The 13,506-nt window shown below is 70.0% G+C and carries 14 protein-coding genes; 5 read left to right on the forward strand and 9 right to left on the reverse strand.

Translation table 11 applies throughout. The annotated features are described in order from the left end of the window. Positions 1-34 precede the first annotated feature (34 nt). From rplU to QE389_RS08445, 3 genes are all read right to left on the reverse strand, one after another. A complete protein-coding gene (gene rplU / locus QE389_RS08435; RefSeq protein WP_307366298.1) occupies positions 35-589 on the reverse strand; it encodes a 50S ribosomal protein L21 in 555 nt (184 codons plus the stop codon). A gap of 121 nt (positions 590-710) precedes the next feature. Then, on the reverse strand, positions 711-1,244 hold the full coding sequence (locus tag QE389_RS08440; RefSeq protein ID WP_307366300.1) for a phosphoribosyltransferase: 534 nt from the start codon (positions 1,242-1,244) through the stop codon (positions 711-713). Then, positions 1,237-2,187 (reverse strand): MJ0042-type zinc finger domain-containing protein, encoded by a 951-nt coding sequence (locus tag QE389_RS08445; RefSeq protein WP_307366301.1) that lies wholly within the window; start codon positions 2,185-2,187, stop codon positions 1,237-1,239. The genes QE389_RS08440 and QE389_RS08445 overlap by 8 nt, the downstream gene beginning before the upstream one ends. A 70-nt stretch (positions 2,188-2,257) precedes the next feature. On the opposite strand from QE389_RS08445, the gene QE389_RS08450 reads away from it, so the two are divergent. From QE389_RS08450 to QE389_RS08470, 5 genes are read left to right on the forward strand one after another with little or no spacing between them, the layout of a single operon-like run. Beyond that, the gene (locus QE389_RS08450) at positions 2,258-2,977 is read left to right on the forward strand and encodes a cell division ATP-binding protein FtsE (protein ID WP_307366303.1); all 720 of its coding nucleotides are present in this window, start codon (positions 2,258-2,260) and stop codon (positions 2,975-2,977) included. Then, positions 2,974-3,873 carry an ABC transporter permease gene (locus QE389_RS08455; RefSeq protein WP_307366305.1) on the forward strand — a complete coding sequence of 300 codons (900 nt, stop codon included), beginning with the start codon at positions 2,974-2,976 and terminating at the stop codon, positions 3,871-3,873. The genes QE389_RS08450 and QE389_RS08455 overlap by 4 nt, the downstream gene beginning before the upstream one ends. After that, a complete protein-coding gene (locus QE389_RS08460; protein WP_307366307.1) occupies positions 3,870-4,505 on the forward strand; it encodes a YdcF family protein in 636 nt (211 codons plus the stop codon). The genes QE389_RS08455 and QE389_RS08460 overlap by 4 nt, the downstream gene beginning before the upstream one ends. Beyond that, on the forward strand, positions 4,506-5,219 hold the full coding sequence (locus QE389_RS08465; protein WP_307366308.1) for a 1-acyl-sn-glycerol-3-phosphate acyltransferase: 714 nt from the start codon (positions 4,506-4,508) through the stop codon (positions 5,217-5,219). A gap of 46 nt (positions 5,220-5,265) precedes the next feature. Next, positions 5,266-6,054, forward strand: a complete 789-nt coding sequence (locus QE389_RS08470) for a MipA/OmpV family protein (protein ID WP_307366311.1) — start codon at positions 5,266-5,268, stop codon at positions 6,052-6,054. 22 nt (positions 6,055-6,076) lie between these two features. Here the strand turns inward: QE389_RS08470 and hisC are convergent, their stop codons facing one another. Genes hisC through rhuM form a run of 6 tightly spaced genes read right to left on the reverse strand, consistent with a single transcriptional unit; the run spans position 6,077 to position 13,470 of the window. After that, positions 6,077-7,210 carry a histidinol-phosphate transaminase gene (gene hisC / locus QE389_RS08475; RefSeq protein WP_307366313.1) on the reverse strand — a complete coding sequence of 378 codons (1,134 nt, stop codon included), beginning with the start codon at positions 7,208-7,210 and terminating at the stop codon, positions 6,077-6,079. 14 nt (positions 7,211-7,224) lie between these two features. Next, a complete protein-coding gene (locus tag QE389_RS08480) occupies positions 7,225-7,911 on the reverse strand; it encodes a hypothetical protein (RefSeq protein WP_307366315.1) in 687 nt (228 codons plus the stop codon). After that, positions 7,911-9,014 (reverse strand): DUF2125 domain-containing protein, encoded by a 1,104-nt coding sequence (locus QE389_RS08485; RefSeq protein WP_307366317.1) that lies wholly within the window; start codon positions 9,012-9,014, stop codon positions 7,911-7,913. Before QE389_RS08485 ends, QE389_RS08480 begins: the two co-directional genes overlap by 1 nt. A 48-nt stretch (positions 9,015-9,062) precedes the next feature. Further along, positions 9,063-9,536 (reverse strand): Cys-tRNA(Pro) deacylase, encoded by a 474-nt coding sequence (gene ybaK / locus QE389_RS08490; protein WP_307366319.1) that lies wholly within the window; start codon positions 9,534-9,536, stop codon positions 9,063-9,065. 17 nt (positions 9,537-9,553) lie between these two features. Further along, positions 9,554-12,373 carry an ATP-dependent DNA helicase gene (locus QE389_RS08495; protein WP_307368987.1) on the reverse strand — a complete coding sequence of 940 codons (2,820 nt, stop codon included), beginning with the start codon at positions 12,371-12,373 and terminating at the stop codon, positions 9,554-9,556. A gap of 32 nt (positions 12,374-12,405) precedes the next feature. Then, a complete protein-coding gene (rhuM, locus tag QE389_RS08500; RefSeq protein WP_307366322.1) occupies positions 12,406-13,470 on the reverse strand; it encodes a RhuM family protein in 1,065 nt (354 codons plus the stop codon). Positions 13,471-13,506 lie beyond the last annotated feature (36 nt).

Consider the following 13,506-nt stretch of genomic DNA (forward strand, 5'->3'; position numbering starts at 1 on the left):
TCTGATCTGGCGCCTTGGGCGCCGGTGAAAAGTCTCAGGCTTCGTCGCCGACGGCTTCGGCCTTGGGCTCGGCCTTCTTCTTGGCCGGGGCCTTCTTGGCGGGAGCCGAGCTCTCGACCACGGCGGCCTTGACGTCGGCGCCTTCGCCCTGGGTCACGACCGTCTCGGTGGAACCCAGCAAGGAGGTCGCGCCGCGCGTGGCCAGGCCGCGGGCCCGCAGGTTGATTTCGGCCTTGGTCGTCAGTTCGACCTTGCCGTCCCACTTGGCGGTTTCGCCGGCGCCTTCGATGCCGGTGATGCGCAGGACCGATTCCAGCTGACGGTGGCCGTTCGTGCGGCGATAGCCTTGGCGACGGGTCTTCTTGAAGATCTTGATCTTCTCACCCTTGCGGGTCTCGATCAGGGTCGCGCCGACGAAGGCGCCGTCGATCAGCGGGGCGCCGACGGTGACGCCCTTGTCGCCGCCCAGCATCAGCACGCTGTCGAACTTCAGCTCGGAGCCCGCGTCGCCGTCCAGCTTTTCGACCACGATGGTGTCGCCCGGTTGGACCCGGTACTGCTTGCCGCCGGTCTTGATCACCGCGTACATGTTGAAGCCTCAGCGCAAACGCAAAAAAGAATGCGCCCGCCGGAGGGACCCCCGCGGGCGAAGAGCGGCGACATATACGGAAGGCCGCCCGAGAGTCAACGCCGAACCGGCCGCTTTATGCTCAGTCCAGCGCGCAGATGTCGGGAAGACCGCGCAGGCCGCCCGCATGATCCAGCCCGTAGCCGACCAGGAAACGGTTCGGAGCCTCCCAGCCGACGAAGTCGGGCTCGGGCGCGCGGGGCTTGGGCCAAGGCTTGCGGGCGAAAACGCAGGTAAGCACCTCGGCGGCGCCGGCCTCGCGCGCGATACGCACGGCCTCGGCCAGCGACAGTCCCGTGTCGAACACGTCGTCCAGGATAAGAACGCGACGCCCGGCGAGAGGCCGCTGGAACGGCGCATAGACGTCGATCGCGCCCCGGCTGGTCTTGTCGTCGCCATAAGACGCCAGCCACAGGGCGTCGAAGCGGACGTTTCGGCCGACCCGGGCCAGGGCGCGCGTCAGGTCGGCGGCGAACCACAGGCCGCCCGTCAGCAACACAGCGGCGACGGTGTCGTCATCGACGACGGGCGCGATTCGTTCGGCCAGGTCCGCCACGATGCGGGCGATGTCGGCCTCGGCCAGAAGGACCGTGGGCTTGGGCGGGGCGTCAACCATGATGGCCGGCCGATACCGCCGACCCATGGCCCTTGTCCACCGCCGCCTCGGCCGGAGCGACGGGCTTGGCGTCGACGGGCGCGGTGGCGGTGACGCCTGGCGACACGGCTGAACGCAGGCCGGTGGCGGGGGCGGCGCTCTCGGTCTTGGCCGGCGCCTGCGCGGGCGCTTCGGCGTGAGGGCCCGGCCTGGCGACGACGGCGTGAGGCCCTGGCGCAGGCGCGGGCGCGGGCTCCACGAAATCGACCTTGATCCCGGCGGCGTGGCCGCTGGGGTCGGGAATCAGGGCGGCGAAACCCTGGACCTTGCCCGGCAGGACGGGCGCCGCGTCGATGCGGACGATCTTGACCCCGACCTCCGCCCCGTGATCGTCCAGCAGGGCCACGCGCACGGGCGGGGCGGTGATCTCGGCGTCGCGCACGTTGCGAAGGGCGCCCGAGACCACGACCATGCCGGGCAGGTTCGGCGCGGGCTTGGCCGACAGGGCCTCGAAGTCCAGGCCGACGGTGTTCACCTCTATCCCCGCCAGGGCGTAGGCCGAGGCCGCGCGCGGCAACAGTCTGACGATCTCCACCCGGAACAGGAAGGCCGAGACGATCAGGCCGATGAAGACGGCGGCCAGCCCCGCCCAGACGACCCCGTGGGCGGCGGCGCGGCGCAGGCGGCGCTGCTGCTCGGCCCGGGCGCGAAAGGCCTTGGGCAGTTCGGGGGCGGGCGTTTCCGCCAGGCTTTCCGGCTCCGGGTCGGCCGACGAGGGCGGCGTCGCAGACTCGGCCGACGCGACGGCGCGCGGCTCGGGCGACAGGGTCAGCTCCAGCGGATCCTCGCTGGTGGCGCGCCACACCTCGCCGCAGGCCTGGCACCGCACCTTGCGGCCGTTCGGCCCCATGGCGTCGTCGGGAATGAAATAGCTGGTGGCGCAGGCCGGGCAGGTCAGTATCATATGGCTGACTGCGAGGCTGTCGCCCCCTCCCGTAAGGCGCGACCCCGCGCCCGTTCCTGAAACAAACTCGATGTCGTCCCCGTCCGCAAGCGCCGCCGTTTCATCCGCCGTGACCGAGACCGTCCGCCTGTCGGGCGTGGGCTTCGGCTATGCGGGCGCGCCCGACGTGCTGCAAGACGTTAACCTCATTTTGCCGCGCGGCTCTTTCCACTTCCTTACCGGACCCTCCGGGGCCGGCAAGTCCTCGCTGCTGCGTCTGCTGACCCTGGCGGATCGGCCGACCAAGGGAACGATCCGCCTTTTCGGAACCGACGTCACCCCGATCCAGCGGCGCGACATCCCCGCCTTTCGCCGGCGCATGGGGGTGGTGTTCCAGGACTTCCGCCTGCTGGACCATCTCTCGGCCTTCGAGAACGTGGCCCTGCCGCTGCGTCTGGCGGGACAGGAACGGGGCCGCTACGCCGCCGATGTGGAAGAGATGCTGAAATGGGTCGGGCTGGGCGAACGGATGGCGGCGCGTCCGCCGACCCTGTCGGGCGGCGAAAAGCAGCGCCTGGCCATCGCCCGCGCCGTCATCACCCGCCCCGGCCTGATCGTCGCCGACGAGCCGACGGGCAGCGTGGACGCCGCCATGGCCGACAAGCTGCTGCGGCTGTTCCAGTCGCTGAACCGACTGGGCGCCACCGTCCTGATCGCCAGCCACGACCAGGCCCTGGCCGAACGCTCCGGGGCGCAGGTGCTGCGGCTGGAGGGCGGTCTGTTGTCGCAGACGGGACGGGTCGCCGCATGATCCGTCTGTCCGATTTTCGACCCCGGGCGCGACCGGGCCTCTTGCCCCCGGCCGCGGCGGGCGAGCCCTGGCTGATGACGGTGATCGCGGTCCTATGCTTCCTGGCCTGTCTGACCGCCGTCGCCGCCTCGGCCGCCGACCGGGCCGCCCATGGCTGGGCGCGCCGCCTGGGCGCCGAGGCGACCGTGCAGGTCCGCCCCCGCGTAGGCGAGACGGGCGACACCGCCGCCGCCCGCGCGGCCGAGACCCTGGCCGGGGTCGACGGGGTGGAGGAAGCCGCCGCCCTGGACCGCAAGACGGCCGAAAATCTCGTGCGGCCCTGGCTGGGCGACGCCGTCCTGCCCGACCTGCCCCTGCCCCATCTGGTCGCCGTGCGGCTGAACCCCGATGCGCCCGCCGGCGCCGCGACCCTGAGCCGCGCCCTGGCCGAGGCGGGCCTGGACGCCACCGTGGACGACCACAGCCTGTGGCGCGGCGAGGTCGAGCGTTCGGCCGCCCTGATCACCGCCCTGGCCGGCGCGGCCTTTCTGGCCACGGCCTTCGCCGCCGCCGCCGCCATCGCCTATGCGACCCGCGCCGGACTGGCCGCAGCACGCGGGGTGATCGAGACCCTGAGCCTGAACGGCGCCACCGACGGCGGCATCGCCTGGCTGTTCCAGCGGCGCTTCGCCCTGATCGCAGCCGTCGCCGGCGCCCTCGGCGCGGGCGCCGCGGCCCTGATCCTGGCCTTTCTGCGGTTCCTGGGCGGATCGGGCGGCCTGACCCAGGCCCTGCCGGTGGCGTGGAGCGACCTTCTGCTGCTCTCGCCATGCCCCTTGCTGGCCGCTACGGTGGCGCTTCTGGCGGCCAGATTCGCCGCCATGCGCGTACTGTCCTCAGGCAGGGGAGAGGCATGAGGCTGCTGACCGTCATCGCCATCGTCGCCTTGATCTGGCTGGTCGGCCTGTTCGCCTTCGCCCACCGGGTGCGCGAGTTGACGCCGGCCGAGGACCCGCCCCCCGCCGACGCCATCGTGGCCCTGACCGGCCCATCGTCCGAACGGGTCAATGCGGCCGTCCGCCTGCTGGAGCAGGGCAAGGGCGAGCGGGTGCTGATCTCGGGCGTGAACCGCGACGTGCGGCGGCGCGAACTGCGTGAACTGGTGCCGGGCTCCAGCCGTCTGTTCAACTGCTGCGTCGATCTGGGCTTCGAGGCCGAGGATACGGTCGGCAACGCCCAGGAGATCGCCGCCTGGGCCCGCGACAAGGACTATCACAGCCTGATCGTCGTCACCTCCGACTATCATATGCCCCGGTCGCTGGTGGAGATCCGGGGCCAGCTGCCGGGCGTGAAGCTGATTCCCTACGCCGTCTCCACACCGTCGCTGGACAACGCCCGCTGGTGGCGCGCAGCGGTGACGGCTCGTCGCATGACGCTGGAATATATGAAATACTTGGCCGTCCTGGGCCGCGAGGGGATGCGCCGCATCCTGCGCGAGCGGCCGGCCCAGGACCCGTCCTCCGTTCCGACCGAAAAGGCCCCTGCCTAAGTGTTGACCCTGCGCTCCCTGCTGTTCACGGCCTGGCTCTATCTGTCGATGGCGGTCTTCGCCATCGGCCTGTCGCCGGCGCTTCTGATGCCCCATCGGTTCGCCATGGGGGTGGTCAAGCTGTGGGCCAGGTCCGCCCTGTTCGGCCTGCGTTGGATCGCGGGCGTGCGGGTCGAGGTGCGGGGGCTTGAGAACAGGCCCTCGGGCGCCGCCCTGGTCGCCTCTAAACACCAGGGGATGCTGGACATCGTGGCCCTGCTGGCCGTGCTGCCCGACGCCTGTTTCGTGATGAAGAAGGAGCTGATGCCCCTGCCCTTCTTCGGCTGGTTCGCCTGGAAGGCCGGGATGATCCCCGTGGACCGCGCCGGTCACGCCAAGGCGCTGAAGGACATGACCCGCCAGGCCAGGGATCGTCTGAGCCAAGGCCGCCAGATCGTCATCTTCCCCGAGGGCACCCGCAACGATCCGGGCGCGCCCGGAGACTACAAGCCCGGCGTCGCCGCCATCTATCGCGATCTGGAAGGACCGTGCTGGCCCGTCGCCACCAACTCGGGCGTCCATTGGCCCGCCCACGGCTTTCGCCGTTATCCGGGCGTGGTGGTGTTCGACTTTCTGGAGCCGATCCCCGCCGGGCTGAAGCGCGGGGCCATGATGGCGTTGCTGGAAAGTCGCATCGAAACGGCTTCGACCGCATTGCTGGACCCGAAACCCTAGCTGAAACGTATGAAGGGTTCCGAGTTCGTCTTTTCAGGAAACCTTCATGACCCTGCGCCTTCAGGCCCTCTACGCCGTCGCAGCCTGCACCGCCTTCGCCGGCTCCGCCCTCGCCCAGTCGCAGCCCTATGAGCAGATCCGTCCCGCGCCCCAGGGCTGGACCGTCGATCTGGGCGCAGGCGTCCTCTATCGCAACGACAGCAACGGCGACACGGGCTCCAAGACCACCGTCGCGCCGTGGATCTCGGCCAACTACCGCGACATCGTCTATCTGACGCCCATCGACGGCCTGGGCTGGAACGTGGTCAAGGCCGACGATTTCCGCGCCGGGGTGCAGCTGCGCCCGCGCTTCTCGGCCGACGACATCGAGGGGCTGACGCTGGATCGTCCGGGCTTCGGCGCCGACCTGGCCGCCTACGCCTTCAAACGTCTGCCAGGCAATGTCGTGATCGGCGGCCGGGTCAGCCGCGACGTCACCGACGTCAGCGAGGGCGTGGAATACTACGCCTCCATCGGCCACCAGCGCATCACGCCGGTCGGCCTGCTGAACGCCTCGGTCTATGTGCGCGGCGGCGATTCCAAGCTGGCCGACGCCTACTATGGCGTCAGCTCGACCGAGGCGACAGCGAACGGCATCAGCGCCTATTCCCCGGGCGGCGGCGTGCAAGGGGCGGGCGTCAGCCTGTTCCTGCTGGTCCCGATCGGGGACAAGTGGGGCGCCGGCGGTCTGATCAACTACGAGCGCCGCCTGGGCGACGTGGCCGACAGTCCCCTGTCCCAAAGCGACGACGCGGTTCGCGCCGGCGTCTTCGTCGCCCGCCGCTTCGGCGGCTGATCCACAACGACGGCGACCCCGATCAGGTCGCCGCGAACTCGCTCAGGGCGTCGATCACCGCGCGGTTCTGGTCTTCCGTGCCGATGGTGACGCGCAAGCCTTGCGGCAGGCCATAGCCGCCGACGGGGCGCACGATGATGCCCTTGGCGTTCAGATAGTCGTTGGCGGCGGCGGCCCGCTCTGCTCCGTCGAACAGCACCAGCACGAAGTTGCCCGCGCTGGGCAGGACCTCGAAGCCGAAGCCGCGCACGGCCTGGGTCAGGCGCGGCTTCCAGGTCGTGATCAGGTCGCGCGACACCTGCTGGTGGGCCGTATCATACAGGGCGGCCGTCGCGGCCTCCAGCCCCGGAACCGAGACGTTGAACGGCAGACGGATGCGGTCGATGGCCTCCGCCACCGCGACCGGCGCATAGCCGAAGCCGATCCGCAGACCGCCCAGACCGTGAATCTTGGAGAAGGTGCGGGTGACGACGATGTTCGACGCTTCGCGCGCCAGGGGGAAGGCGGTCTCCCAGTCCGGCTCGGTCACATATTCGGCATAGGCCTCGTCCACGACCAGAATGACGTGGGCTGGAAGGGCCGCGTGCAGGCGGCGGATTTCCTCGCCCGAATTGTAGCTGCCGGTCGGGTTCGACGGGTTGGAGACATAGACGATCTTGGTCCGGTCATCGACCTGGGCCAGCAGGGCGTCGATCTCGGCCTTGTAGTTCGGCTCTGGCGCCAGCTTGACCTCGGCCTCGCAAGCCTTGGCGCTGATGCGATAGGCCAGAAAGCCGTACTGGCCCGAGACGATATTGTCCCCGGCGGTCAGATAGGTCTGGTTCAACAGGGCGAACACCTCGTCCGAGCCATTGCCGAAGATCAGGCGTTCGGGCTCCAGACCATGCACCTCGGCCACGGCGGCGCGCAGCTTGGCCGCCCGGCCGTCGGGATAGATGTGGATGTTGCGGACCGCCGCCTCATAGGCCGCGCGCGCCTTCTCCCCGGCGCCCAGCATGTTCTCGTTGGACGACAGTTTCATCGGCTCGGCCACGCCGGCGATGGACGACTTGCCGCCGACATAGGGGGCGATGTCCAGGATGCCGGGCTTGGGCGTAGGGCTTTGGGGTGCAGGGCTCTGTTGCGCAGGAGCGTGGGGCGCGGTCGCGTCGGTCATGGGAAGCCTTGATCTCAGAAAACGGGGGCAGCGCCGATGACGCCATTCAGACGGCCGGGCGCGGCCTGCAGCCGCCCGTCGTCGACCTGCACATAGCCCGCCAGCATGAACAGCTTCAAGCCGCCGGCCGTCGCCAGCGGTTCTCCGACCAGCCCCAGGTCCGACAGGGCGGCCGTGATCTTGGCCTCGGACCAGCCGCTGTCCGTGACCCAGAAGCTGCGGTCCTCGCCGGTCGGACCCGACGCCTCGCGTGAAACCATATAGGCCTGCGGCCGTCCCCGCCGGTCGTCGGGCAGAGACCAGACGATGCGGATGTCGGGCCGCGCCAGCAGCCGACCCCACCAGGGCCGGTCGGGCGTCAGGTCGATCAGGGCGCGCGATCCGGCCTCGGCCGCCTTCAGCGCGTCGTCGGCCGACAGGGGGCGCGCGCCCAGGCCGAACCGATCCGTCGCCAGCGCCTGGGCCAGACCGCCGCTGACGACCAGGGCCGGGCCGGTCGTCGCCTCCACCCGTCCCAAGACCGCCTTGACCGCCGCCGCCTCGGCCGGGCCGACATCGGCCAGCAGCGAACGCAGGGCGATGGCCGCATCGTCCAGCCGCGCGCGCGGTTCCGCCGCCATCCGCGCCCGCACCGCCTCGACCAGGGCGCGGTCCAGGGCGGTCAGGGCGGCGTCGGGTTCGGGCGCGTCGAGCAGGGTCATCAGAACAGCTTGGGCGCAGGGGCCAGAGGGAAAGGACCCAGCCAAGTGCGGCCGTCGCGGAACACCAGGGTCAGGGGCGTCTGCGCCTGTTCCGTCGTCTGACTCGCCGTCTGGCCCGCCGCCTGACCCGCTATCTGGGCGGCCCCGGCGGCGGCGACCGCCCCGGCCGCGCCGATGCGGTTGACCGCGCCCTGACGACTGGCGGTCAGGCCGGCCAGCGCCGGCAGGGGCTTTTGCGCCTGCAGGGTCAGGACGCCGGCCAGACGACCGTTCCCATCCGCGCCCAAGACCGGGCTGGACAGGGTGGCGCGGCTCTCGCCCGCCTGAAGATCGCCCCGCACGGCGCGGAAGGCGCCGCCTGCCCTGGCCCAGGCGGCGAACACCCCGGCGGCGTCCCCGCCCCGTTTCAACAGGCCGGCCTTGTCCAGCGTAGCTTCCAACTGGGTCGTCAGCTTGCCGTCCTGGGCGAAGCCTTCCACCGGCCCGTCGGCCCGGCCCTGGCCGTCGACCAGGCGAAACAGCACGTCGATGGCGTCGCCCGAGGCGTCAGCGGGCGTAGCCGCCGCCTCCAGATGCGGCCGGACGTAGACCTCCACCCTCGCCGCCCGCGCGATGGGAAAGGGCTCGGCCTGGGTTTGGGTCGTGAAGACCGGATTGACCATCTCCAGCGCCAGATCGGGCCAAGTCTGGCCGATGCCGCTGGCGCTCATGCGGATGGCGTCGCCCTTGACCGCCACCTGCCCCTTGCCTGCGCGGGTCAGCATCAGCCCCTCGGGCGCGACCAGCACCCATTTGGTCGGCTGATAAGCGTTGGCCTCGGCGTTCAGGACGGGAAAGTCCAGAGCGTGGCCCGACGGCGCCTTCAGCTCCAACTGCGTCAGGCCCAGCCGGGTGCGAAAGGGCCAGCCGGTGATCGACTTTCCGGCATAGCGCACGTCCCAGCCCGACTGACGCAGGGTCTGGGCCTGGGTCTCCAGCCGACTGTCGATCTGGCGCGTCAGATACAGCCACCAGACGCTCCAGGCGGTCAGGACGACCACCACCAGGATAAACGGCGCATAGAGGCCCCGACGGTTGTGTCGCTTGGCGGGGGCGTCAGTCATGCGGGCTCCGGTGTTCGGCTGTCCTATAGCGCGGGCGGCGGGCGGCTTCTAGGCGGCGACATCGGCCAGGACGGCGCCGGCGGCCTTCACCGCGTCCTCGGGCGCGATGGCCAGCAGCAGCCCCCGCTGGCCGGCGTTGATCATCAGCTGGTCGAACAGGATCGCCGTCTCGTCGATCACGGTCCGCACCGCCTTGCGCTGGCCGAAGGGGCTGACCCCGCCGACCTTGTAGCCGGTCAGGCGTTCGGCCTCGGCGGGCTTCATCATCTGGGCCGACTTGCCGCCGAAGACCGCCGCCAGCTTCTTCATGCTGACCTCGCCGTCCGAAGGCGCGACCACGCAGGCGGGCGCCCCGTCGATCAGGGTCATCAGGGTCTTGAACACCTGCTCCGGCGCCTGTCCCAGGGCTGCGGCCGCCTGCAGGCCCGTGCGCGGCGCCTCGGGGTCGTAGTCATAGGGATGCAGGGTGAAGGCGATCCCGGCCCGGCTCAGGGCCAGGGTCGCCGGCGTGGTCTTGGACATGGCTGGTCGTCTCGGGCTCAGGTCGTCTCGGGGTTCAGAAAGGCGCTGGTCAGGTCTACCGCCTCGGCCAGGCCCATGCGCTGAACCTCCACGCCCGGCGGCAGGCTGGCGAACAGGCGGGTGGGGGTGGCGGCGTCCAGCATCAGAAACACCCCCTTGTCGTCGCCGCGCCGGATCAGCCGGCCGAACGCCTGGGCGATGCGGGCGCGGGCCAGGGCGTCGTCATAGCCTTTTCCACCCAGCCGCTCGCGCCGCGCCTTGTGCAGCAGGTCCGGGCGCGGCCAAGGCACGCGGTCGAAGGCCAGGACCCGCAAGCTGCGGCCCGGCACGTCCACCCCGTCGCGCACGGCGTCGGTGCCCAAGAGGCAGGAATTCTCCTCCACCCGGAACATATCCACCAGCGCCCCGACCTCCAACGGATCGACGTGCTGGGCGTAGAGCGGCACGCCTGACCGGGCCAGGTCCGGGCCCAGCCGCTCATAGACCGCCTTCAGCCGGCGGATGGCGGTGAACAGGCCCAGACCCCCGCCGCCCGCCGCCAGGAACAGTTCGCGCATCGCCGCCGCCGTCTGGCGCGGATCGTCCTTGACCAGATCGTTGACGACGATGACCCGGCTGTTGGCGGCATAGTCGAACGGGCTCTCGACCTTCAGGGTGCGGGGCGGTTCGATCAAACGCGCCGATCCGGTCCGCATCCGCGCCAGATCGAATGGATCGTCCTGCAACGGATCGGACAGGGTGGCGGACGTCACCAGCACCCCGTGCGACGGCGCGATCACGGCGGCCTCCAGCGGCACGGTGGGGTCGATCCAGTGACGACGCAGGGCCACGTCGTGAATGCGGCCGAACGCCGTCTCGGCTGACAGCCAGTCGACGAAGTCGGGATCGGGCTGATCGCCCCCGTCCTCCAGCGCCGCCAACATGGATCGCCACCCCGGCAGGGTCATGCGCGCGCGCCGGTCCAGCCCGCGCAACGCCCCCTCGATCCGCGACCGCTGCGACCCGTCCAGTTCCGCCGCCTCGTCGTCCAGCACGTCCTCCAGATGCCGCGCCAGGGCCAGCAGCGGCGCCTCGATGGCGGCCAGGGCCTGGGCCGCCGCCCGCGCGGTTTCGGCCACCGGATCGGTGACGGGTTTCAGCGCGCACTCCATGCCGAAATCGGACCCGCCATAGGTGTTCGTCTCGGCCGTGCGGGCCCGCAACTGGTCCAGGGCGGCCGCAAGGAAGGCTTCGATCGGGCCGATGGGGTTCACTTCGCCCGAGGCCGGCGCGACGCGGCCCGACACGCCTTCGCCCGGCAGGGCGGCGGCGGCTCGGATGGCGTCCTGCAGCGCCTTCATCGCCGCCTCGTTGTCGTTGACCAGATCGCCCAGCCGCTGCTCCAGCCCGCGCCCGCGACGCCCCCGCCCCTCCGGCCCTCGGATCCAGCGCCGCAGCTCGGCCGCCTCCTGGCCCGACAGGCAGGCGGAAAAGGCGCTGTCGGCCGCGTCGAACAGATGGTGGCCCTCGTCGAAGACGATCCGCTTCAGGGCCGCCGTCTCGCCGTCCTGTTTCTGGCCCCGCGCCGAGCGCGCGCCGTCGAACGCGGCCTGGGTCAGGACCAGGGCGTGGTTGGCGATGACCAGGTCGGCGCGGCGGCTGGCGCGGATGGTCTTCTCCACGAAACAGGTGCGATAGTGCGGACAGGCGGCGTGGACGCATTCGCCGCGCCGATCCACCAGATTGGCCGCGCTCGCCGCATGGGCCACCGGCAGGGCGAACAGGCCGGGCAGCCAGCCGGGGAAGTCCCCGCCCGTCATGTCGCCGTCGCGCGTATGCAAGGCCCAGCGCCCGGCCAGCGCCAGGCCGATCAGGTCGCCATTCCCCAGTTGCGCCGCCTGGACCATGTCCTGCAGGTTCAGGACGCACAGATAGTTCTCGCGCCCCTTGCGGATCACCGCCTTCTTCTTGCGCTCGGCCGGATCGGGCCACAGCGAATGGCTCTCGCGGTCGATCTGGCGCTGCAGGGCGCGGGTATAGGTGGAGATCCAGGCCGCCCCCTGGTTCCGCTCGGCCCACAGGGAGGCGGGCGCCAGATAGCCGAGGGTCTTGCCGGTGCCGGTGCCGGCTTCCGCCAGCAGGACGCGGGGCCGCCCCTCCTCGTTGCGGGGGGAAAAGGCGAAGGCCGCCTCGGCGGCGTAGTCGGACTGGGTCGGCCGCGTCTCGTCCAGGCCCGAGGCCTGAAGCAGTTTCTCCAGCCGGATGCGGGCGCTCTCGCTGTCGACCGGGGCCGATCCCGCTTCGCCGCGCGGCGCCTCGTCCTCCCATTCGGTCAGGCGCGACCAGACGTCCAGACCCGATCCGCGATGCTGGCGCGCCCGCACCCCGCCCGCCTCCAGCGCCTGCACCACCCGCTCGCCCCAGGCCCAGCCGGCACGCTGCATCGTCAGGGCCAGAACATAGGCGGCCTCACGCTCGGCATAGGCCGGCTGGGCCAGTTCGCGCAGCAGCAGCCCCGCAGCCTCGCGCAGGGCCGCCGCCTGTTCCTCCGCCGACTTCGGTTCGGCCAATCCCAACGAAAGCGCCAGCCCCGCCGGCGATGGCGCGCAGAACCGCGCCGGCCGCACGAAGGCGTACAGCTCCAGCACATCCATCAGATCGGACGACCGCGCTGGCGGCGTCAGCCCCAGCCGCCGCGCCGTCAGCGACGCATGGGCCACCAGCACCGGCCCGGTGCTGAAGAACCCCTCAGCCGCTCCGCGCCCGATCTTCCGGGTCCCCGCTTCGTCGCACACCGCCCCCGCTCCCGGCGGCGTTGCCAGCGCCGGCGGCAGGTCCGCCCAAGGCTCGGCGCCCATCGGGCGGGTTTCAGCGTCTATCTGCAGAGCGATCACTTCGGCCGCTTCTTGTCCTTGAGGTCTTTGGCGATCTTTCGAAGCTGCTCTTCGCCCGCCTTCTCGGCTTCCAGCCTGCGGCGATCCTTATAGGCTTTGATTTCCTTGGATGCGTGAGCCGCCGCAGACGCATGGCTGACCGAAGTGGACGCCCCCAGGGGTTTGAGCGGCCGACCGTCCAGCTTGATCAGATCCCGCAGTTTCGACTGAAACTCGGCAAGTGTGGTCATGCGCCGTTGTTCGACCTGGCTGTCGAAGAACTCCAGCATCAGGCTGGTGATGTGATTGAGCGCCTTGATTTCAGGCTCGTGCATCAGGTTTTTCGCGACCTTGGCCTCTTCGACTGTCGGCGACTTGCCCTTGAAGCTCAGGACGCCCGCCGTCTCCTTGCGATGGTCCACGCGCTCAACGACCAGATCGCTGGCGGTCTTTTGCAGAACGGCCCAATGCAGGGTGTTCTGGATGTCGGCGAAGAATTCCGCGTGCAGGCTTTTGTCGGCCGGACTATAGTCCGCGCAGAAGGTCGCGAGTTCCAGAATGCGCGTCCACATCCGCTTTTCTGATGAGCGGATATCGCGGATGCGCTCCAACAGCTCGTCGAAGACATCCGGCCCGCCCGGATTCCTCAGGCGATCATCGTCGATGACGAAGCCCTTGGTCAGATAGGACATCAGCACCCGGGTCGCCCAGATGCGGAACATTGTTCCAAGCCGCGAACTGACGCGGTAGCCCACCGCGATCACCACATCGAGACTGTAGAGATTGGTGCGGTAGGTCTTGCCGTCTGCGGCAGTTATCCGGGATTCCCGGATAACTGAATCCGGGAGCAATTCGGCATCCGAAAAAATGTTCTGGATATGCTCGCTGACCGTGCGGACATCGACGCCAAACATATGCGCCATTTGCGCCTGTGTGGCCCAGAAGGTGTCGCCCAGCACGCGAAGTTCGGCCCTGACGCCATCCTTGGCGGCATAGACAAGGAACCGATCACCCGTATCCCCGTCTTCTCTCAGCGTGACCGGACCGCCGGGCGTGGAATCAGGCATGTGAACGTCGCTCATGGCGAAATCGTATCATCGCACAGAGCGAAACGGAAC

It is taken from the genome of Brevundimonas sp. SORGH_AS_0993, assembly GCF_030818545.1.
Classification (GTDB): domain Bacteria; phylum Pseudomonadota; class Alphaproteobacteria; order Caulobacterales; family Caulobacteraceae; genus Brevundimonas.

What these genes read in the sequence shown, in the direction of transcription:
- rplU (WP_307366298.1), bottom strand. Translation starts at nt 589, where the DNA reads ATGTACGCGGTGATCAAGACCGGCGGCAAGCAGTACCGGGTCCAACCG.
- QE389_RS08440 (WP_307366300.1), bottom strand. Translation starts at nt 1,244, where the DNA reads ATGGTTGACGCCCCGCCCAAGCCCACGGTCCTTCTGGCCGAGGCCGAC.
- QE389_RS08445 (WP_307366301.1), bottom strand. Translation starts at nt 2,187, where the DNA reads ATGATACTGACCTGCCCGGCCTGCGCCACCAGCTATTTCATTCCCGAC.
- QE389_RS08450 (WP_307366303.1), top strand. Translation starts at nt 2,258, where the DNA reads ATGTCGTCCCCGTCCGCAAGCGCCGCCGTTTCATCCGCCGTGACCGAG.
- QE389_RS08455 (WP_307366305.1), top strand. Translation starts at nt 2,974, where the DNA reads ATGATCCGTCTGTCCGATTTTCGACCCCGGGCGCGACCGGGCCTCTTG.
- QE389_RS08460 (WP_307366307.1), top strand. Translation starts at nt 3,870, where the DNA reads ATGAGGCTGCTGACCGTCATCGCCATCGTCGCCTTGATCTGGCTGGTC.
- QE389_RS08470 (WP_307366311.1), top strand. Translation starts at nt 5,266, where the DNA reads ATGACCCTGCGCCTTCAGGCCCTCTACGCCGTCGCAGCCTGCACCGCC.
- hisC (WP_307366313.1), bottom strand. Translation starts at nt 7,210, where the DNA reads ATGACCGACGCGACCGCGCCCCACGCTCCTGCGCAACAGAGCCCTGCA.
- QE389_RS08480 (WP_307366315.1), bottom strand. Translation starts at nt 7,911, where the DNA reads ATGACCCTGCTCGACGCGCCCGAACCCGACGCCGCCCTGACCGCCCTG.
- QE389_RS08485 (WP_307366317.1), bottom strand. Translation starts at nt 9,014, where the DNA reads ATGACTGACGCCCCCGCCAAGCGACACAACCGTCGGGGCCTCTATGCG.
- ybaK (WP_307366319.1), bottom strand. Translation starts at nt 9,536, where the DNA reads ATGTCCAAGACCACGCCGGCGACCCTGGCCCTGAGCCGGGCCGGGATC.
- QE389_RS08495 (WP_307368987.1), bottom strand. Translation starts at nt 12,373, where the DNA reads ATGGGCGCCGAGCCTTGGGCGGACCTGCCGCCGGCGCTGGCAACGCCG.
- rhuM (WP_307366322.1), bottom strand. Translation starts at nt 13,470, where the DNA reads ATGAGCGACGTTCACATGCCTGATTCCACGCCCGGCGGTCCGGTCACG.